Below are 18,936 nucleotides of genomic sequence, written 5' to 3'. Positions count from 1 at the left end.
TGGGTTGTTAGCTCAGTTGGGAGAGCATCGCCCTTACAAGGCGAGGGTCACTGGTTCAAGTCCAGTACAACCCACCACTTCTACTCTTAGATTAGAATTGGACATTAAACTCTATTCGAGAGTATAAATTGAAACACAATTTGGGTTGTTAGCTCAGTTGGGAGAGCATCGCCCTTACAAGGCGAGGGTCACTGGTTCAAGTCCAGTACAACCCACCACTTTATTATTTATTAGATAGAGTGGTTGATGCAAAGCATCGCACTAAGCCTGAGCAAGGCAAGGGTCACTGGTTTCAGTCCAGTACAACCCACTATAACTCGATTCAAGAGTATAAATTGAAACACAATTTGGGTTGTTAGCTCAGTTGGGAGAGCATCGCCCTTACAAGGCGAGGGTCACTGGTTCAAGTCCAGTACAACCCACCATTTTTACTCTTAGATTAGAATTGGACATTAAACTCGATTCAAGAGTATAAATTGAAACACAATTTGGGTTGTTAGCTCAGTTGGGAGAGCATCGCCCTTACAAGGCGAGGGTCACTGGTTCAAGTCCAGTACAACCCACCACTTTATTTTCTAGATATAGTGGTCGATGCAAAACATCGCACTAAGGCTAAAGTCACAGCTTTAAATCCATTACACCACTTCACTTTCCATACAGTCATTATTACTTATCACCTACTCAAACCACACATCAAACTGAATAAACTTAAACCTGCCATAAAGTCCATAGAAACAACCTCGGTTTTCTCATTTACTAACTAATTAGATACTCTACCCAGCCTCCCAAATTTTGCTTATACCCTTAACTATTTTGACACTAACCTCAGTAAATAGTTGGGATAAGCTAAATAGACTAACCTACTAAAAATGAGTTAATTTTTGTTTTCAAAACTACACCTAAGTACTAGACTAGAAGCAAAGCCATTGTCTAAAAATTGTTTCTATGTCAGCTCCATCTATTCAAAATGCCAAAATGTTAATCGTTGAAGATCAACCATTAGCATTGAGCTATATGAAACAATCTTTAGAACAGTTAGATTTCAGAAATTTAAAATTTGCAGAGAGTGCAAACAATGCAAAAGAGCTTTGTACCATCAATAAGTTTGATCTCATCGTATGCTCTTTTGGTTTAGCAAAAAAGCAAAATGGCTATCAATTTTATGAAGAGTTACGGTCCAAACAGTTAATTCGCTCAAGTACCGCTTTTATTTTTATTTCTTCTGAAACTAGCCCCGAGTTAGTCCATAGTATTATCGAACTCCAACCCGATGACTTTTTAGTTAAGCCCTTTTCAATAAAAGAACTACAAAACCGTATAGAACGAGTTTTAAAGCGTAAACAGGCTTTAAGGCATATAAACTTGCTTGTAGACGATAAGAACTATTCAAAGGCCTTAAAAGCGCTAGATCTAGAACTAGACAACAAGGATCATAACTACACTTCCCTACTCCTAAAGCTAAAAGGAGAACTTCTACTCAGACTCAATCAATTAGAAGAAGCAAAGTCTTTTTACAAGTCGGTTTTGGCTCTGCAAAAGTTTACATGGGCAAAGCTAGGCTTGGTCGAGGCGCTCATTACCAACAATGAAGATGTTATCGCTCAAAAGATGTTGAAAACCTTAATAGAGCGACCAGAAACTCGTCTTCCTGCGCTCGATTTATTGAGCAAACTCGAAATAAAGCTAAATCAATATGAGAATGCTCAGCAATTGTTAGAGCAAGCAATTGAGATGGCACCAAGAAATATAAATAGGCAACAGTCACTTGGTCGAGTTGCGCAAATTAATCACGACTATGAAGCCAGCTATAAAGCACATAAAGATATAGCAAGTTTCGCGCGCTACTCTATCCATGACAAACCAGAAGTGTATTTAAACGCCGCACGAGCAGGAATAGATTTTGCTCTGAGTACCGATCAATCAGACCAAGTCACTCGTCTCACAAGACAAACGCAACAATACCTGAGTGATTTAAAACAGCAATTTCCAAACGCACAAACTCAAGCGCAAATCGATGTTCTCAACGCCCGCGTCCATTATCTAAAAGATGAGCATAAAAAAGCGAAACAACTGCTAGAACAGTTAGAAGATGAACCCGTTATTCGCTCGGTAGATTCCACTTTAGACAAAGCAAAAGCACTACATGAGGTGGGATTAAACCACAAAGCTCAGGAGCTATTTAGTCAAGTTATTGCCCACTGTGAGCGCCATAGCTCAAGCGCAGATCCCATCACAATGCACTATCTATATCAGCAGCAACAAGAGAAAAAAGAGATCACCATGGGCCCTAGAGAGCTGAATAACCATGCGGTCACACAATTTAACAAAGGACAATATGAAACCGCTTTGGAGGCATTCACTCAAGCATTTAGAATTATGCCTAAAAACTCAGGAATAGCCCTAAATTTACTGCAATGTATGAGTGATAGTTGTGCTAAGTCAGGAAGTACTTTTAATTCCAATTTAGCAAAGCGTTGTACTACCTTGCTAAATCAGTCTGAGTTGGATAGTGAACAGCAGATCCGCTACGGTAAACTCAAAGCTAAACTAAATGAAATGAAACTCGACTTTGAGTAATCACTTGTTTATCGCAATTGAACTATTTCTTTTCCATTGCAAGGGCATTAACACAATAACGCAGTCCACTTGGTTCAGGGCCATCAGGGAATACGTGACCTAAGTGGCTATCACACACGTTACAAGTGATTTCGACGCGCGTCATTCCATGGCTCTTATCGCCATGATACGCTACCGCTTCCACTGCTGCAGGCTGTGTAAACGAGGGCCAACCAGAGCCACTATCAAACTTTTCTTCGGCATCGAATAACAGCTCGCCACAGCATACACAGTAGTATTTACCAGGTTCAAAAAGCTGACAACTTTGTGAGCTAAACGGGCGTTCAGTCCCCTTTTTCCTGGTGATCATGTAAATTTCTGGAGCAAGCTCTGATTGCCATTGCTGGTCCGATTTTTCAACTCTGCGAGGAGCAACAGGATTACCATTTCTGGCAAAGTTTAGTATATCTAACCACTTTAACATCTCAATTCTCTCTCTTGTTTACTTCTGTCTTTTGCTCTTCAACAGGAAGTGGCCAATCGCCAAAAAAGCAACTTAGATAGCGGCTTTTAATTAAATATAAAAGTACCCAACTCACCAGTACAATTTGTACGGCAATATAAGGAGAATAACTATAATGGGTTTTCCCAGCTTGCAGGATTAACCACGCCAAATCGAGTACCGCTGTTAATATAAGTGGCAAACGCATATAACGCCAGACGACTGCGAGCTTTGGAGAGCTTGTTGGCCGCCTAAGAGAAAACACAACGGTTGGTATGAGGGCGATACAAGCGATCCCTGTCGCGACAAAAAAGTGAAACTTAGACTCAAAGAATAGCGACATCAAATCCAAATCTGGGCGTCTCGCAAGTGCAGAAAACACCCAAATAAGCAACGGGCGGAGCAACACGACCAGCGCTAAATTAAAAGCGATAGGCGTACGATAAACGCCATATTTATCCCAGTATTCAGGGCCGTATCGTGTTACTGATTTCATTTTACTACTCGTATTTGTTTAACAGTGCGATCAGCGCCTCTTCATCGAACACCTCAACACCTAGCTCTTGTGCCTTAGTGAGCTTAGAGCCTGCTTTTTCGCCGGCATAAACTGCATCCGTATTTTTCGACACACTACCCGCGACCTTAGCGCCAAGCGCTTGCAATCTCGCTTTAGCATCGTTGCGGTTCAGTTGGCTCAAGGTTCCAGTCAACACATAAGTTAACCCTGCTAAAGGCTGTGCATCCTCTGACGGTGCTGCCACATCTTGCCAAGTTACACCCACTTCAATCAATGCAGTTACCACTTCTTGATTGTGCTGCTCGGCAAAAAAACTATGAATGTGCTGCGCAACAACAACACCAACATCACTTACTTGCTGTAGAGTATCAATGGAGGCGGCCATCACTTTTTCAAGCATCAGGAAGTGATTTGCCAAGTTTTGTGCTGTCGCTTCACCTACTTCTCTGATCCCAAGGGAATACAAAAATTTGGCTAACGTTGTTTGCTTTGCTTCCTCAAGCGCCGCAACCAAGTTTTTAGCAGACTTTGGTCCCATACGTTCAAGAGACTCAAAATGCCCTTGTCTTAAGATAAACAGATCGGCAGGCGTCTTGATTAGCTCTCGCTCAACTAACTGCTCAACTATTTTGTCGCCAAGGCCATCTATGTCGAGGGCCTTTCTCGATGCAAAGTGCTTAATTGCTTCTTTACGTTGTGCACGGCACACTAAACCGCCAGTACAACGCGCAACCGCTTCCCCTTCAACGCGCTCAACATGAGAATCACACACCGGACAAGTATCTGGAAACTCAATCTCTTTGGCATCATCTGGACGCCTATCTAAAACGACCTGAGTTACCTGAGGGATCACATCCCCAGCTCGGCGTACAATAACGGTATCACCAATCTTTACACCTAAACGCGCAATTTCATCACCATTATGAAGCGTGGCATTCGATACCGTAACACCACCAACAAAAACAGGCTCTAAACGTGCAACGGGCGTGATCGCACCAGTACGACCGACCTGAAACTCAACATCAAGCAGCTGAGTGATCTCTTCTTGTGCTGGAAACTTAAATGCAATCGCCCAGCGCGGCGCGCGAGCAACAAAGCCAAGCTGCTCTTGCTGCGCTTTATCATTCACTTTGATCACTACGCCGTCGATTTCATAGGGAAGCTCAGCACGGCGCGTCATGATATCTTGATAATAAGCCAAAGCTTGCTGTGCATTATCGACAAGCTTTGTCTCAGGGCTCATTGGCAAGCCCCAACCTTGTAATTGCTGTAGTTGCGCATAATGCTCGTTGGCCAGCTCACCGCCTTCAACCAAGCCCATAGAATAAGCATAAAACATCAACGGACGCTTAGCGGTGATTTTTGAGTCTAATTGGCGCAGACTTCCCGCAGCCGCATTTCTTGGGTTTGCAAAGGTCTTATCACCTTTTGCTTGCGCCGTTTCATTTAGCTTAATGAAACCCGCAGTATCCATAAAGACTTCACCACGCACTTCTACTTCATGCGGAATATGTTCTCCACGCAATTTCAGCGGAATATTGCGAATGGTTTTGACGTTCTCCGTAATGTTTTCCCCAACTTGACCGTCTCCCCTTGTCGCCGCTTGAACGAGCACACCATCACGATACAAAATAGACACCGCCAAGCCATCGAGCTTTGGTTCACAGCAAAAAGTAACATCTTTACTTGTCAGTAGGCGCTCTTTTAGACGGCGATTAAATGCCGTAAATTCACTCTCGTCGAAGGCATTATCAAGCGACAACATAGGTACTCTGTGTGTTACTTGCTCAAACTTGCTAAGCGCTTCACCACCCACTTTCTGCGATGGGGAATCAGGACTTTGTAACTCAGGATGCTGCTGCTCAAGCGCCATCAACTGGCGCATTACACGATCATATTCCGCATCAGGCACACTTGGGTTATCTAGAACATAATATTGGTAATTGTAATCTTCGAGTTGCTGCCTAAGAGCTGCAACTTGGCTTTCAATGTTGTCTGACATTTAAACCTCTAAACGTAAAAAGCCACCAGCAGATGCCAGTGGCTTAAAAATGATTCTAAGTAGCGATTAAGCGGCGAATTCACGCACTTTTTCAACATAACCGCGCACGGCTTCAACCGTTAACGGTTCGCGGTCTTTATCAAGTACGGTTGCGCCAAACTCTTCAGCTAGTTTTTTCGATGCACTGTGAAGCATATTAAATGCAGCCAAGTTATCGCCTTCACAAGGTAATGTCATAAATAGGCTAATGCCAGCTGTGCTAAATTGTTCCATGTTATCGATGTCAAACGTACCTGGGTTGTACATGTTTACCAATCTAAATAACACAGGACCGTTTCCGGACGGCTCTAAATGGCGATTAAAGAAGCCCTCATCAGAATATTTAAATCCAAGGCTTAACACGGTTGGTAACAACCTTGAACCTGCCATTTTCAGGCCTTCAGGCATATCAACGTGGAGAATAATAAAGTCTTGTGGCTCTATTGCACTCTCTTCAGGCTCAGCCTCTTCAGATCCACTGTTCTCGGTTTGCACCTCAGTTTCAGGCTCTTCCGTCGCTAAAATACCCTCAGTCGCAGGCTCTTCATCTACCGCACTAAAGGTCATCTCTCCAATTTCAGGTTCGTCAGGCTCTTTATCATGATTCGGCGTTTGCTCTTTGAGTTCATTGGGCTCCTTTTTAGACACTTTATCGCTGTTCTTCTTACGAACAGACCAAAGTCCATGTATGAGTAACCCGCCTATGACCAACGCACTGATCACGATTAATGCCCATCTTAACTCTGTGGCCATTGCTCACCTTTTTTGTTGTTATGCCTGTGCCATTTGCACCGCTTGTTCTATATCTACGGCAACCATACGCGACACCCCGGGTTCTGCCATGGTTACCCCCGTCAGTCTACCCGCCATTTCCATAGCGACCTTATTATGACTGATATAAATAAATTGCACTGTTTGCGACATCTCTTCAACCAAACGACAAAATCGCCCTACGTTTGCGTCATCAAGCGGTGCATCTACTTCATCCAGCATACAGAATGGGGCTGGATTAAGCCTGAATATTGAAAACACCAATGATAATGCGGTCAGCGCTTTTTCTCCACCACTTAACAGATGAATTGTCGAGTTTTTCTTACCAGGCGGCCTTGCCATGATAGAAACACCACTTTCCAGCAAGTCATCGCTAGTCAATTCTAGATATGCATTCCCCCCACCAAACACTTTAGGAAACAACTCGGCTAAATCTTCATTCACTTGATTAAAGGTGGCACTGAAGCGGGTTTTGGTCTCTTTATCAATTTTTCTGATCACCGCTTCTAACGTTTCTAACGCATTAGTGAGATCATCCAGCTGTGTATCTAAATAGGTTTTGCGTGCCTTCGCTTCTTCAAACTCTTCAATTGCAGCTAAGTTCACAGCCCCTAACTTACCAAGATCATTACTAACTCGGCTTAAATTAGCTTGATACTGCCCCAAATTTGCATCCTCAGGTAATTGCGCCAGCTCCGCTTTTAGCGTCCGACCAAGCTCCTGTAAGGGTTCAAGTGCCGCTTGCGCCTTTATCATCAAGCTTTGCTCTTCAAGTTTCACTTGTTGCAAAGACTCATTGAGTTTACCCACTTCGCCTTGTGCATCTTTTAATGCCGCTTGTTTTTGGGAAAGGTTTTCCTTGGCTTGGTTGAGCGTATCCAACATCGTTTGCTTTTGCGCCTTGGCTTCTAGATGTTGGGCGAGCAATAATTCAATGTCTTCATGCGCCTTCGCGAGCGGCTCTTCACAAAGCAAAATATCTGCTTGTGTTTGCTCGATGCGCTGGTTTATTTCATCGCGACGATGTTGCAAGTGTTCAAATTTAGAATTGCTGAGCTGTAGTTCACTTTCTGCCTGCTGTGATGCAAGTTTAGTGGTATGAACTAATTGCTGTGCTTCTTGTAATGCGGCGCGTCGAGATTGACTATGTTGTTTAAACTCGGCCAACTTAACCTCGGCCAGTTGTTGTGCTTGTTGTGCTTGCGCTAGCAATTCATCACGTTGTAATTGCTGTTCAGTATAAAGTTCAAGTTGTTCGATGACCTCAGCTCGTTCTTGAGCAATGGCATCAAGTTGTTCTTGAATTTTCTGTCCTTGCTCACGCCAAGTGCTCAGATTCTCATCCAGCATTTCAATTTTGGTTTTATGGCTGGCGATTGCTTGTGCTTTTTCGTGAACGCATTGCTGTATTTCTAATAAACCAGCTTGCGTATCCTCAAGAGCAATACGTTTCTGTGCTACAGCCTGCTCGGCCTCTTCGGTGAGTTGTTGTAAATGAGGAAGCTGAGATTGGCATGACTGCAATTGGGCATAGCGTTTTAACACGCCACTCTCTTCATTGCTTTTCGCCTTGGCCTTGAAGTTATCTCCCACAATAACGCCACCGACCGTCACGCCGAGAAGGAATTGTTCACACGATTTAAAGTCTGTAGGTTCAGCGCATAATTTTATTTTCGTTAAAAAGCTGGGGAATAGTCCTGAGCTTATTTTTGTCGCGACGGAATCAACGGGAACTTCGAGTTCGATGGGCCATAGCGTATTCATTTCGCTTTGCTCAACGACCAAATGCGTCAACCCAAGCAGTGCCGCTTCCACGCATTCTTCATACCCAGACTCGACAACAAGTTGCGATAACATAGTCGCAGATGAAGCCTCCGATGTTTCCTCTGCCCAGCGTGATAACGCTTTTATTTCAGATTGCACTTCTTGTAACACCTGGTTCGCTTTTTGAGCATGAGCCTGTGCCAGTAAGATTTCCTCTTTATTGGCTTGCTCTTGGTCTTGCAACTTACCAGCTTGGCTTTGTAATTTAGCCATCGCTTGAACCAGCTGATGATGTGCATCCTGAGCTTCAGCCAAGTCATTTTCCAACATAGATGCGTGATGCGCGTCTGCCTGTTCCAGCAGTTCAGCCTGACGCTTGTCTATGTGCAGTTTAGCTTGCTGTTGTTGCGCTAATTGGCTTGCCCCTTGCTGTACCTGAGCATGTATTTGTTGGTACTGCTTCTGTGCACCACTAAACTGCGCTTCTAACTGAGTCTGCTCTGTGTCACTTTGCTCATTTATGAGTTGAATTTCTTCCAATTGCAATAGCGCAATTTCAAGTCGTTCAGAAACTTCAGCGACTTTTTCAGCGCTGCTCGCCACATACTCGGCTTGCTCGTCTTGCGCCTCAATCACTTCTTGCTGTTGTGATTTCAGTATTTGAGACTGCTCAATAAGCTGACGCTTTTTGTCAGTTAGATTGACTTTCTGTTGCTCAAGCGTTGCCAACTGGGTTTCAATTCGGTGCACGCTATGTTGTGCTTGCTCATAGCCATCATTGCAATGCTTAATTTCATGTTCTAACGTCGCTAAAATGCTGTCATGACCACTGTGAGCTTCATTAAAAAATGCTAATTTTTCATTGAGTTTGGCAATTTCTTTGGCTTTGATTGCCTGCTTTTGCTCAAGGCTTTGCCACTTTAAAATCGCTATCCAAGACTTTAAGTCACGCTCTTGCGACTTTAAAGACTTATATTCGCTCGCCTGTTGTGCTTGAAGTGCCAGTTTATCTAGCTGACTCTGTAGCTCTTGCCTAACATCGAGCAAACGCTCCATGTTTTCGCGGGTACTCTTGATCCGAGTTTGGGTTTCTCGTCTACGCTCTTTATATTTTGAAATCCCGGCGGCTTCTTCTAAAAAAACTCTTAACTCTTGCGGCTTACTCTCAATCAAGCGAGAGATCATCCCTTGCTCTATAATTGCGTAACTGCGAGGACCTAGGCCAGTACCCAAAAAGATATCCGTGATATCGCGCTTACGGCACTTACTCCCATTTAAAAAATAAAGAGATTGGCCATCTCGCGTTACTAAGCGCTTAATGGCAATTTGATTACGATCTGCAAACGTGCCGGGCAACCGGCCTTGAGTATTATCAAAAATCAGTTCTACAGAAGCTTGCGAGATAGGTTTACGTTTGGTCGAACCGTTAAAAATAACGTCCGTCATGGCATCGCCACGGAGATTTTTCGCAGAGCTTTCACCCAGTACCCAGCGAACCGCATCAATAACATTAGACTTACCACAGCCGTTTGGCCCAACCACACATGTCATCTGGTCAGGAAACGGGATCTTGGTTGGCTCTACGAAAGATTTAAAGCCGGCCAGTTTGATGCTACTCAGTCGCATAGCTTATTATTGTTGTTCGCGGTTACTTTTGAGAATAAGGCAATTCATTAGTAAGATCTATGAGTTAGCAATGACAGCGTTTAATATTATCCAAAATGATCCCAGTAGCCATCGCCACATTCAATGACTCAGCACCGCCAAACGCAGGAATAGTCACCTTTTTATTGATGTGCGCCGCTATGGTATCGCTAATACCATGGGACTCGCTGCCCATGACCAACACGGCATTACGACTAAATTGGCACTGATGCACGCTCTCACCACCAAGGAATGCACCATAGCACTCGCCTTGATACTGTTTTAAAAAGGCCTCGAGATCGGTTCTTACCACATTGACACGCACAAATGAGCCCATGGTGGCACTGATCACCTTAGGGTTAAATTGATCGGCGCAGTTTTCGCTTACCACAAGCTGCGTTAATCCATACCAATCAGCAAGACGAATAATGGTACCGAGATTACCCGGGTCTGAGACTCCATCCAATGCTAACACCAACCCAGCTGTATTGATTTCTTCTGCTGGCGGCATTGCAACGACCGCTATCGCCGCATTATTTGACACTAAAGTGCTCACCTTACTCAGCACATCTTCTTCTGCTTCGACACAAGCAATATTAACGAGTTTGGATTTATACTTTGTCATGAACTCACTGGTCGCGAACAATTGCTCAACGACCAACCCAGCATCAACTAACTCAATCACATTCTTTTCGCCTTGTACTAAATACAGGCCATGTTGTTTGCGATATTTTTTTTGCCCTAAAGCACGAAGTAGTTTTTGTTGATTCTTGGAGATCATGTGCACCTCAAAAGTTGGATTTACCATTATACCTGTTCAGTATCAGATAAAAAGCGTTTCAACGAGGCATTAAGCTAAGAAATTATGTTATCTTGTGCCGAATGACACACAAGGCATAGAGGTAATCATGTCACCTGAGCTAACGCTTATTTTACTCAACTTTATTCTACTTTTTGTGGCCTATGTATTCGTTTACCCAAAGTTAAAAGAGAAAAGCCTCGCCAGTATCAGCAAACAAGATTTATTGGTTACTGCGGTTTCTTTAGTCGTGTCTGGAAGTTTGTACTATGGCAAGGATATCGAATTTTCGTTAGTGTTTTTTAAGAGTAATTGGGTGGTGTTTACGATTGTCGCATTTAGCGTGATTGAAATCCCATTTTTACTGTGGTTTAAACGTCGCTATAACATTAAGTTCGGAGAGTAATAGAGAGGTAGCTACGCCTCTCTATTCGATTATCACTCAGCTCGCTTTTCGCGACCAAGCAACGCCATCGCGGCTTCTTTCACATCTTTTTGCTCATAAAGCACTTGATAGATCTGCTCGGTGATCGGCATTTCAATACCTGTGCGTTTGGCAAGTAGATAAACTTCTTTGGTATTACGATAGCCTTCGACCACCTGACCTATACTCGACATCGCCTCATCGACCGACTTTCCCGAGCCAAGCGCAAGACCAAAGCGGCGATTACGCGACTGGTTATCCGTACAAGTGAGAATCAGGTCACCCAGTCCTGCCATACCCATAAAGGTTTCAGAACGCGCGCCTAAAGCACATCCTAAACGACAAAGTTCAGCAAGTCCTCGGGTAATAAGCGCCGTTCTGGCATTGGCACCAAAACCAAAGCCGTCAGACATGCCCGCGCCAATTGCGATAACGTTTTTGACCGCGCCACCGAGCTGAATACCAATAAAGTCTTCGTTGCTATACACCCGAAACGAGCGACCGCAATGCAACAGCTCAGCAAGCTCTTCACGAAACTTTGCACAAATCGAAGACACTGAAATAGCAGTAGGTAACCCTGCTGCCATTTCTTTTGCAAAAGTAGGTCCACTTAGCACCGCCAGCGGCACATCGTCACCTAACACGTCCAGTGCAACCTCTTGCAATAATCGCCCAGTGTTTGGTTCGAGCCCCTTGGTTGCCCAAGCTACTTTTGCATTCTCAAGTAGCATAGGTTTAATCTTCTTCAAGGTGTCTGCAAACGCATGACTTGGCACAACCACCAAAATACGCTCGCTAGACTTAACAGCCGTTTCTAAATCGGCCTCAAGTTCAAGCGTGTTTGGAAACTGGGTGTCAGGAAGATAACGTTGGTTTTTACGCTCAGCTGCTAGCGCCTCAACGTGTTCGCTATTGCGTCCCCACAGTGTCACTTGGTGACCATTTCGGGCGAAACAAATAGCAAGGGCGGTGCCATAAGACCCCGCCCCTAATACAGTTACAGCTGATTTTGCTGTACTCATCAATTATGCGTCAGCAGTTTGCTCAGGCTGCGCTTGAGCCGCACGTTGCTGCATATACTGAGCGAATAATGCGTCAAAGTTAACTGGCGCAAGGTTTAACTGTGGGAAAGTACCACGGTTAACTAGGCTAGCTACCGCTTCACGCGCATATGGGAATAGAATGTTAGGGCAGAATGCGCCTAGCATGTGTGCCATTTGCATTTCTTCAAGATCTGCAATTGCAAAGATACCAGCTTGTTGGATTTCACATAGGAATGCAGTTTCTTCACCAATAGTTGCCGTTACCGTTAGCGCTAGAACAACTTCAAAAACGTTGTCATCAAGCTTTGCTGAACGTGTATCCATGTCTAGCTTGACTTCTGGTGTCCACTCTTTTTGGAAGATACCTGGTGAGTTTGGCGTTTCAAACGATACATCTTTAGTGTAGATGCGTTGAATGTTGAACTGAGCGCCTTCTTGTTGTTGTTCTGCTGCTTGGTTTTGTTCTGCCATGATAATTTCCTAAATTCTGTTGTGATCCTGCTAGTTCCTAGCAGTCATTATAAAAAGTAAGCTGAGCTAAAGCTCAATCAATCTTATGCTTCTAATAGCTTATCGAGTTCGCCTTGCGCTTCAAGCGCCATCATATCGTCGCAACCACCAATATGGCGCTCAGCGATAAAGATTTGTGGCACGGTATAGCCACCGTTGGCTTTTTCGATCATCTCGTCACGAAGCTCAGGCTGTGCGCCAATATCATACTCAGTGTATGTGACACCTTTTGCATCTAATAGTGCTTTTGCACGATGACAAAATGGACAATAGTCTTTGGTGTAAATTACGACTTGGCTCATCATAGACCTCAGTTATTTTCCGTTAGAGATTGGTAAACCCGCACTTTGCCATGCGCCAATACCACCTGATAATACGTACACTTGCTCGAATCCAGCTTTGTGCATATTATCAGCAACAGCAGATGCCGTCATACCTGTGTTACAGACCAATATAATGGGCTTAGATTTATGTTTTTCAAGACCAGCAAAATCTTTTTGCTTGAGTTTTTCCGCATTCACCTGCTCAGAACCTGCAATGTGGCCTTGGTTAAACTCTTTTGCTGCACGCATATCGAGTACCTGACCATCTTGGCGGTTAACAAGCATAGTCAACTGCTGAGGATTAATTTGTCTAATTTTAGAAAACTGACTTTTAAACCAACTACTCACTAACATCGCGGCTAACACAACCCAAATGATGCTAAGTACCGGATGGTTACCTAAAAACGCAACGTATTGTTCCATTAATTTATCAACCAAAAATTATTAAACGATAAAGTGGCAGCAAGTATACCTGCTTTATTCTCGACAAAACAGACTTGTTCAACATGAGCAAATATCAATCTCAAAGTAGATAATTCATCGCTGTGGGGCTGAATATTCATACAAAAACAGGTATTCTACTTGTCAGCAACCAGAGCAAGCTTATCGAAGCGCTGCAGGCCAAGTTAGTTAATCTAACCTTGTAGCGTTTGCTATAAGACATCAACATCGTGCCTAATTCAGGATTTCAGGAGCGCAAATGACAGCTAAGAAAAAGCCATTGGTATTAATGATTTTAGACGGTTGGGGCTATCGCGAAGAAAGCGAGAGCAATGCTATTTTAGCAGCCAATACCCCAGTATTAGATGAACTATGGCGCTCTGCTCCACACACCTTGATTTCAGGTTCAGGCCTTGATGTTGGTCTACCGGATGGACAAATGGGGAATTCCGAAGTTGGCCACGTTAACCTCGGTGCGGGACGTGTGGTTTATCAAGACTTCACGCGGATCACTAAAGCGATTGACGATGGTGAGTTTGAGCACAATCCAGCTCTGGTTGAGAATATCGACAAAGCAGTGGCAAAGGGCAAAGCCGTTCACCTAATGGGATTATTGAGCCCAGGTGGTGTTCACAGTCATGAAGATCACATTGTTGCAGCGATTAAATTAGCGGCTGAGCGCGGTGCAACCGTCTATTTGCACGCATTTTTGGATGGCCGCGATACACCACCTCGTAGCGCACAAGCGTCAATTGAGAAAATGGAAGCCTTGATGCAGTCACTCAATTGTGGCCGCCTAGCGTCTATTATTGGTCGCTACTATGCTATGGACCGTGACAATCGCTGGGACCGTGTCGAGTTTGCTTATAACCTGATGGTAAGTGGCGACGCTGATTTTACTTATCGTAATGGCGTTGAAGCGCTACAAGCAGCTTACGCGCGTGATGAGAATGATGAGTTTGTTAAAGCATCAGTGATCACCGAAGCTGGGCAACCTGCCGCAACTATCAATGATGGTGATACGGTTATCTTTATGAACTTCCGTGCAGACCGAGCGCGCCAGATGACCCGTGCTTTTGTCGATGCTGACTTTAATGGCTTCGAAAAACGCAAAGCACCGGACCTAAGTGCGTTTGTTATGATGACTGAGTACGCTGCCGACATTAAAGCCCCTATCGCTTTCGCGCCTGAAGCACTTGTAAATGTGCTAGGTGAATGGCTAGCTAAGCACAACAAAACTCAGCTGCGTATTTCAGAAACGGAAAAATATGCCCATGTCACTTTCTTCTTTAGCGGCGGTCGCGAAGATCTCTTTGAAGGTGAAAAACGTGAGCTTATTCCTTCTCCACAAGTCGCCACTTACGACTTGCAGCCAGAGATGAACTCAGAAATGCTAACGGATAAGTTAGTTGAAGCCATTCATAGCGGTGAATTTGACGTCATTATCTGTAACTACCCGAATGGTGATATGGTTGGACACTCTGGTGTATTCGAAGCCGCAGTAAAAGCATGTGAAGCCGTTGATAAGTGTATCGGTCGTGTGGTTGCAGCGTTAAAAGAAACTGGTGGTGAAGCTCTGATCACAGCAGACCACGGCAATGCTGAGCAAATGCAAAACCCGAAAACGGGCCAAGCTCACACAGCACACACTAGTGAGCCTGTACCATTTATTTATGTAGGTCGTGATGCAGAGCCACAAGCAGGAAAAGCACTAAGCGATGTTGCACCTACAATGCTGCATTTACTTGGTATGGAGCAGCCTAGCGAGATGACTGGCACTCCAATTATGCGTTTAAAATAACGGCCTGCCTGTATGCCGTTAAAAACGACATTTCACTACGCCGCACTTCTCGGTGCGGCGCTACTCATGGCAACAGCAGGCGCTGTTGCCAACGAATCTAGAACCAAACAAGACTTAAGCGAAGTTCAGCAACAGCTTAAAGCTAGCCAACAAGCGTTAGAAAAGCAGCGCGGTGAAATTAACAGTCACGAAGCAAAGCTCAAAGCCTTCGAACTTGATATTGCCAAAAGTGCCAAAGCTATCTCACTCACAGAAATCGGGATCACAGAAAACCAAACCGAGCAGGCCGAACTTAAAAAGCAAGAAAGCACGCTGTTAAACGACAAGAAAAAATTTGAAAAGATCCTTGCGGCTCAGCTAAAAAGTGCCTATATGACGGGCTCTCATGATTATTCTAGAATGTTACTTAATCAAGAGCATGCAACAAAGCTCGAGCGCACTATTGCCTATTATGATTACCTAAATAAAGCACGCATTAAACAACTCGAACAGCTCAAATCTATCGGCCAAGAATTGGCACAGACTCAAGCTGAGTTAGCAAGAACACAAGCACGCTTAGAAGCACTACAAAACCATCAGAATGAACGCTTAGAAGCGCTCAAGAAGGCGCAGAAAGAACGCCAAAACCAGCTTGCAAACCTAAATAACAAACTCAGTGAAACACGCTCTGCTATCGCATATTTAAAAGAAAATGAGCAAACCTTAATCCAAACTTTAGAAGAGCTTGCCAAGGCACAAAGAGAAGCCGAAGTACGCTTAGATGGACTAGCCAAACTCAAAGGCAAAATGAGTTTACCGGCCAAAGGTCGAATTAAGCATAAATTCGGCCAAAGCAAGCATGCAGGCATGAATTGGAAGGGCGTCCTCATTGGCGCAAAAGAAGGGGCTGAAATTGCGAGTGTCGCTCCCGGTCAAGTTGTGTATGCAGATTGGTTAAATGGCTTTGGCTGGGTTATTGTGCTTGATCATGGGCATGGTTTTATGAGCCTATACGGCCACGCTCAAACACTGCTTCGCGATGTTGGCGATCAAGTTCGCAGTGGTGAAGTGATCGCTTTGGTAGGACAAAGCGGCGGACAAAGAGATCCTGGTCTATACTTTGAAATACGGCATAAGGGAAGCGCTGTAGATCCGATAAAATGGTGCAGATCCAGTTAACTGAATAACCCGTGCTGCACCTTGATGAGGAGCAGCACATGAATAGACAAACCCGTTTTTACGCGCTTGCAGCGCGCTATGTTGCATTATTAAGCTTCCTGCTTTTGTTAAGTTTTAGCGCTTTTAGTCACGCGTCTACACAAAAGTTTTCGGCTCAAGAAATCGATGAAATCCTGTATCATATCCACACCTATTATGTTGAAGACTTACCTCTCAGTCGCTATAACGCAGGCAACTTGTCGAGTCTCTTTGACAATTTAGACCCCTACTCTAAATATCTCAACGAGGAAGACTTGGAATCCATCTTCAGTGCAGCAAATGGGCGCTACACAGGGCTTGGTATTGAAGTCGAAGAGCAAGATAATTACGTGATTATCTTGGATACCCTGCCCAACTCACCTGCAGCTCAAGCAGGAATAGAGAGCGGTGATAAACTCCACGCAATCAATGGCGCTAATGTCGCGGGCAAATCGATAGAAGAAGTGTCTGCCCTACTCAAAGCTGCAAATAAAAACCTCATCAATTTAGTGGTATTAAGACAAGACGAGTTAGTTGCACTTGAGCTTAAACGTCAAGAGATAGTCATTGAAAGTGTCGCCAGTAAACTCTTAAACGACGGTACCGGTTTTTTGAGTGTCAACAGTTTTAACCACCACACCTATCATGATGTTGCAAGACACATAAACCGACTACAAGTACAGTTAGGCAGTCCATTGAAAAAGCTGGTTATTGATTTACGTGACAACCCCGGCGGCACACTTAATAGTGCAGTGGCAATCTCAGATCTTTTTTTAGATAGTGGCACAATCGTCACGACCAAAGGCCGCTTCTATGACGCCAATCAGGCTTACATTGCAAAGCGGGGAGATATTTTAAATGGTGCGCCTATTTTGGTATTAATCAACAATAATTCCGCTTCAGCTGCCGAGATTTTAGCGGCCGCACTCAAGGATAATAAACGTGCCTTAGTCGTTGGCTTACGTTCCTATGGTAAAGGTTCAGTGCAATCCTTGATCCCGATTGGCAATGGTACTACAGCATTAAAGTTAACGACAGCGAGATACTACACACCTGCGGGTACATCAATTGAAGGTAAAGGCATAGAGCCCGATGTATATTTTACCAAACAAGCGCTTTCCCTGTTGGATAAAAGCGCTATAATCACTGGTGAAGAATCAATCAAAACAACAGGTATTGAACAGCTAGCCTCGCATTGGCCTAAGGCGCTAGCGTTAGTTCAATCACAGTAAATTAAAAAACGGTCCTGTAGGGCTGTAAACTATAATAATAATTTGTGTGCTAAAAAAAATAATCGGGATAATACTGACCTGCATGACTTTTGCAGTGCCAGCAAAACAGTTTGCCATTGTTATAGACGACATTGGCAATCACCAACGTGACTTAGAGTTGCTGTCTTTACCGGGTGGGATCACCTTTTCGATCCTGCCCCACACCCCTTTTTCTCAACAATTTGCCTTTGCAGCCAGCCGCCAACAACGCGAGCTTTTATTACATGTGCCAATGCAGGCACAAGACACGGAAAAGGCCCTTGGCCCGGGCGCATTAACTATCGATATGGAAAAGTGGCAGTTGCAAATGACACTTGGCAATGCGCTATCGACGCTACCTCAGGTTAAAGGCGTGAATAATCACATGGGCTCAGCATTAACCGAACAAATAGAGCCAATGAAATGGACAATGGAAATACTAAAAAAGCGCGGATTATACTTTTTGGATAGCCGTACCACTAGCCACAGTCAAGCCCAATATGCTGCCAACCTTTACGGCGTAAAAAACGTCGCTCGACAGGTCTTTCTAGACAATGATGTATCCACTGAGGCGCTCAACAAGCAGTGGCAACATATGCTCAAGCTACTTGATAATCACGAGCATGTTATTATCATTGCACACCCATATAAGGAAACCGCCGCCTTTCTTGCAGCCAAGTTAGCAGAGCTTGAAAGTATTGACGCCAAACTTGTTCCCGTGTCTCAACTGGTTGAACAAAAATACGTACGACTTGCAGAAATTGCTGAGCAGCATGCTATTTCCGGGCAATTAAGACTCCAAGAATAAAGATTAACAATGATTATCATCAGACAGTTTCAAAGCGGCGAAGAAGCCGAGTTACGCAAGCTTATGTTTGACACTATACGCTCGGTAAATATACAGCATTACTCCAATAGCCAAGTTAATGCATGGGCATATAGCGACGTTGCCGATAAAGGCTGGCAAGACCGATTACGGAGCAATCAGCCCCTTGTCGCCGTACTAAATGGTAAAATTGTTGGCTTTGCCGATATCCAAGCTGACGGTCTTATTGATCACTTTTTTTGCCATGCAGAACATCAGGGCCAAGGCATAGGTAAAGCACTTATGCTCGCACTCTTAGAACACAGCAAAATAACCAACACAACGCGCTTATTTTCCCATGTTAGTAAAACGGCTAAACCTTTCTTTGAACATTTTGGTTTCCAAGTGATAAAGGAACAACAAGTGAACGTTCGCGGCGAAGTATTAACCAATTACCTGATGGAAAAGCATATGCCCGCCTACTAGGGCCTATTGATCTTTCAAGTTTGTTTTTGCAGCAGTTTGATTGGTATTTATACAAGGCAGAGCCAGCGTAGCATAGTCATTCT

17 protein-coding genes and 4 tRNA genes are annotated in these 18,936 nt (G+C 44.2%); 11 read left to right on the top strand and 10 right to left on the bottom strand.

What is annotated here, in order from left to right:
• Nucleotide 1 precedes the first annotated feature (1 nt).
• The 5 genes from NO992_RS22965 to NO992_RS22945 all read left to right on the top strand — a co-directional run bounded on the left by NO992_RS22965 (nt 2) and on the right by NO992_RS22945 (nt 2,577).
• Nucleotides 2–77: transfer RNA gene (locus tag NO992_RS22965), tRNA-Val, on the top strand.
• A 65-nt stretch (nt 78–142) separates the two neighbouring features.
• Nucleotides 143–218 (top strand) — tRNA-Val (locus tag NO992_RS22960).
• 131 nt (nt 219–349) lie between these two features.
• Nucleotides 350–425 (top strand) — tRNA-Val (locus NO992_RS22955).
• A gap of 65 nt (nt 426–490) precedes the next feature.
• A tRNA-Val gene (locus NO992_RS22950) sits at nt 491–566 on the top strand.
• Between the two features lie 379 nt (nt 567–945).
• Complete coding sequence (locus NO992_RS22945; protein WP_371380725.1) at nt 946–2,577, top strand: response regulator; 1,632 nt, start codon at nt 946–948, stop codon at nt 2,575–2,577.
• Between the two features lie 22 nt (nt 2,578–2,599).
• Here the strand turns inward: NO992_RS22945 and msrB are convergent, their stop codons facing one another.
• From msrB to NO992_RS22915, 6 genes are all read right to left on the bottom strand, one after another.
• Nucleotides 2,600–3,040, bottom strand: a complete 441-nt coding sequence (gene msrB / locus NO992_RS22940; RefSeq protein WP_039491435.1) for a peptide-methionine (R)-S-oxide reductase MsrB — start codon at nt 3,038–3,040, stop codon at nt 2,600–2,602.
• Between the two features lies 1 nt (nt 3,041).
• Nucleotides 3,042–3,554, bottom strand: coding sequence for a DUF2919 domain-containing protein (locus NO992_RS22935; RefSeq protein WP_371380722.1), 513 nt, complete (start codon nt 3,552–3,554; stop codon nt 3,042–3,044).
• Between the two features lie 4 nt (nt 3,555–3,558).
• Nucleotides 3,559–5,577, bottom strand: a complete 2,019-nt coding sequence (gene ligA, locus NO992_RS22930; protein ID WP_017216551.1) for an NAD-dependent DNA ligase LigA — start codon at nt 5,575–5,577, stop codon at nt 3,559–3,561.
• 66 nt (nt 5,578–5,643) lie between these two features.
• On the bottom strand, nt 5,644–6,369 hold the full coding sequence (gene zipA, locus NO992_RS22925; protein ID WP_371380720.1) for a cell division protein ZipA: 726 nt from the start codon (nt 6,367–6,369) through the stop codon (nt 5,644–5,646).
• Nucleotides 6,370–6,387: 18 nt separating this feature from the next.
• Complete coding sequence (locus NO992_RS22920) at nt 6,388–9,777, bottom strand: AAA family ATPase (RefSeq protein WP_371380718.1); 3,390 nt, start codon at nt 9,775–9,777, stop codon at nt 6,388–6,390.
• A 64-nt stretch (nt 9,778–9,841) separates the two neighbouring features.
• On the bottom strand, nt 9,842–10,576 hold the full coding sequence (locus NO992_RS22915; protein WP_371380716.1) for a TrmH family RNA methyltransferase: 735 nt from the start codon (nt 10,574–10,576) through the stop codon (nt 9,842–9,844).
• Between the two features lie 127 nt (nt 10,577–10,703).
• Here NO992_RS22915 and NO992_RS22910 point away from each other — a divergent pair, with 127 nt between their 5' ends.
• Nucleotides 10,704–11,000 (top strand): hypothetical protein, encoded by a 297-nt coding sequence (locus NO992_RS22910; protein ID WP_010378819.1) that lies wholly within the window; start codon nt 10,704–10,706, stop codon nt 10,998–11,000.
• Nucleotides 11,001–11,032: 32 nt separating this feature from the next.
• Here NO992_RS22910 and gpsA read toward each other — a convergent pair whose 3' ends face one another.
• The 4 genes from gpsA to NO992_RS22890 all read right to left on the bottom strand — a co-directional run bounded on the left by gpsA (nt 11,033) and on the right by NO992_RS22890 (nt 13,317).
• Nucleotides 11,033–12,040, bottom strand: a complete 1,008-nt coding sequence (gene gpsA / locus NO992_RS22905) for an NAD(P)H-dependent glycerol-3-phosphate dehydrogenase (protein ID WP_371380712.1) — start codon at nt 12,038–12,040, stop codon at nt 11,033–11,035.
• A gap of 3 nt (nt 12,041–12,043) precedes the next feature.
• A complete protein-coding gene (gene secB, locus NO992_RS22900) occupies nt 12,044–12,532 on the bottom strand; it encodes a protein-export chaperone SecB (RefSeq protein WP_010607582.1) in 489 nt (162 codons plus the stop codon).
• Between the two features lie 83 nt (nt 12,533–12,615).
• Nucleotides 12,616–12,873 carry a glutaredoxin 3 gene (gene grxC / locus NO992_RS22895; protein WP_253107751.1) on the bottom strand — a complete coding sequence of 86 codons (258 nt, stop codon included), beginning with the start codon at nt 12,871–12,873 and terminating at the stop codon, nt 12,616–12,618.
• Between the two features lie 12 nt (nt 12,874–12,885).
• A complete protein-coding gene (locus NO992_RS22890; RefSeq protein WP_010378806.1) occupies nt 12,886–13,317 on the bottom strand; it encodes a rhodanese-like domain-containing protein in 432 nt (143 codons plus the stop codon).
• Nucleotides 13,318–13,594: 277 nt separating this feature from the next.
• Between NO992_RS22890 and gpmM the strand changes: the two genes are divergently transcribed.
• The 5 genes from gpmM to NO992_RS22865 all read left to right on the top strand — a co-directional run bounded on the left by gpmM (nt 13,595) and on the right by NO992_RS22865 (nt 18,853).
• Nucleotides 13,595–15,136, top strand: a complete 1,542-nt coding sequence (gene gpmM / locus NO992_RS22885; RefSeq protein ID WP_010378803.1) for a 2,3-bisphosphoglycerate-independent phosphoglycerate mutase — start codon at nt 13,595–13,597, stop codon at nt 15,134–15,136.
• A 12-nt stretch (nt 15,137–15,148) separates the two neighbouring features.
• A complete protein-coding gene (locus NO992_RS22880) occupies nt 15,149–16,294 on the top strand; it encodes a murein hydrolase activator EnvC (RefSeq protein ID WP_371380709.1) in 1,146 nt (381 codons plus the stop codon).
• 38 nt (nt 16,295–16,332) lie between these two features.
• Nucleotides 16,333–17,544: a S41 family peptidase gene (locus NO992_RS22875; RefSeq protein WP_010378798.1), complete on the top strand. Its 1,212-nt coding sequence runs from the start codon at nt 16,333–16,335 to the stop codon at nt 17,542–17,544.
• A gap of 82 nt (nt 17,545–17,626) precedes the next feature.
• Nucleotides 17,627–18,370: a divergent polysaccharide deacetylase family protein gene (locus NO992_RS22870; protein ID WP_069022174.1), complete on the top strand. Its 744-nt coding sequence runs from the start codon at nt 17,627–17,629 to the stop codon at nt 18,368–18,370.
• 9 nt (nt 18,371–18,379) lie between these two features.
• Nucleotides 18,380–18,853 carry a GNAT family N-acetyltransferase gene (locus NO992_RS22865; RefSeq protein WP_371380706.1) on the top strand — a complete coding sequence of 158 codons (474 nt, stop codon included), beginning with the start codon at nt 18,380–18,382 and terminating at the stop codon, nt 18,851–18,853.
• Nucleotides 18,854–18,936 lie beyond the last annotated feature (83 nt).

The sequence above is a fragment of the Pseudoalteromonas sp. DY56-GL79 genome (assembly GCF_041414765.1).
In the GTDB taxonomy this organism is placed as follows: Bacteria; Pseudomonadota; Gammaproteobacteria; order Enterobacterales; family Alteromonadaceae; genus Pseudoalteromonas; species Pseudoalteromonas piscicida.
The sequence above is the reverse complement of the archived record's forward strand: the minus strand, read 5'-3'. Positions and strand labels throughout refer to the sequence as shown.

What these genes read in the sequence shown, in the direction of transcription:
- NO992_RS22880 (WP_371380709.1), top strand. Translation starts at nt 15,149, where the DNA reads ATGCCGTTAAAAACGACATTTCACTACGCCGCACTTCTCGGTGCGGCG.
- gpsA (WP_371380712.1), bottom strand. Translation starts at nt 12,040, where the DNA reads ATGAGTACAGCAAAATCAGCTGTAACTGTATTAGGGGCGGGGTCTTAT.
- NO992_RS22915 (WP_371380716.1), bottom strand. Translation starts at nt 10,576, where the DNA reads ATGATCTCCAAGAATCAACAAAAACTACTTCGTGCTTTAGGGCAAAAA.
- NO992_RS22870 (WP_069022174.1), top strand. Translation starts at nt 17,627, where the DNA reads ATGACTTTTGCAGTGCCAGCAAAACAGTTTGCCATTGTTATAGACGAC.
- gpmM (WP_010378803.1), top strand. Translation starts at nt 13,595, where the DNA reads ATGACAGCTAAGAAAAAGCCATTGGTATTAATGATTTTAGACGGTTGG.
- NO992_RS22920 (WP_371380718.1), bottom strand. Translation starts at nt 9,777, where the DNA reads ATGCGACTGAGTAGCATCAAACTGGCCGGCTTTAAATCTTTCGTAGAG.
- NO992_RS22945 (WP_371380725.1), top strand. Translation starts at nt 946, where the DNA reads ATGTCAGCTCCATCTATTCAAAATGCCAAAATGTTAATCGTTGAAGAT.
- grxC (WP_253107751.1), bottom strand. Translation starts at nt 12,873, where the DNA reads ATGAGCCAAGTCGTAATTTACACCAAAGACTATTGTCCATTTTGTCAT.
- zipA (WP_371380720.1), bottom strand. Translation starts at nt 6,369, where the DNA reads ATGGCCACAGAGTTAAGATGGGCATTAATCGTGATCAGTGCGTTGGTC.
- secB (WP_010607582.1), bottom strand. Translation starts at nt 12,532, where the DNA reads ATGGCAGAACAAAACCAAGCAGCAGAACAACAACAAGAAGGCGCTCAG.
- NO992_RS22865 (WP_371380706.1), top strand. Translation starts at nt 18,380, where the DNA reads ATGATTATCATCAGACAGTTTCAAAGCGGCGAAGAAGCCGAGTTACGC.
- NO992_RS22910 (WP_010378819.1), top strand. Translation starts at nt 10,704, where the DNA reads ATGTCACCTGAGCTAACGCTTATTTTACTCAACTTTATTCTACTTTTT.
- msrB (WP_039491435.1), bottom strand. Translation starts at nt 3,040, where the DNA reads ATGTTAAAGTGGTTAGATATACTAAACTTTGCCAGAAATGGTAATCCT.
- NO992_RS22875 (WP_010378798.1), top strand. Translation starts at nt 16,333, where the DNA reads ATGAATAGACAAACCCGTTTTTACGCGCTTGCAGCGCGCTATGTTGCA.
- ligA (WP_017216551.1), bottom strand. Translation starts at nt 5,577, where the DNA reads ATGTCAGACAACATTGAAAGCCAAGTTGCAGCTCTTAGGCAGCAACTC.
- NO992_RS22935 (WP_371380722.1), bottom strand. Translation starts at nt 3,554, where the DNA reads ATGAAATCAGTAACACGATACGGCCCTGAATACTGGGATAAATATGGC.
- NO992_RS22890 (WP_010378806.1), bottom strand. Translation starts at nt 13,317, where the DNA reads ATGGAACAATACGTTGCGTTTTTAGGTAACCATCCGGTACTTAGCATC.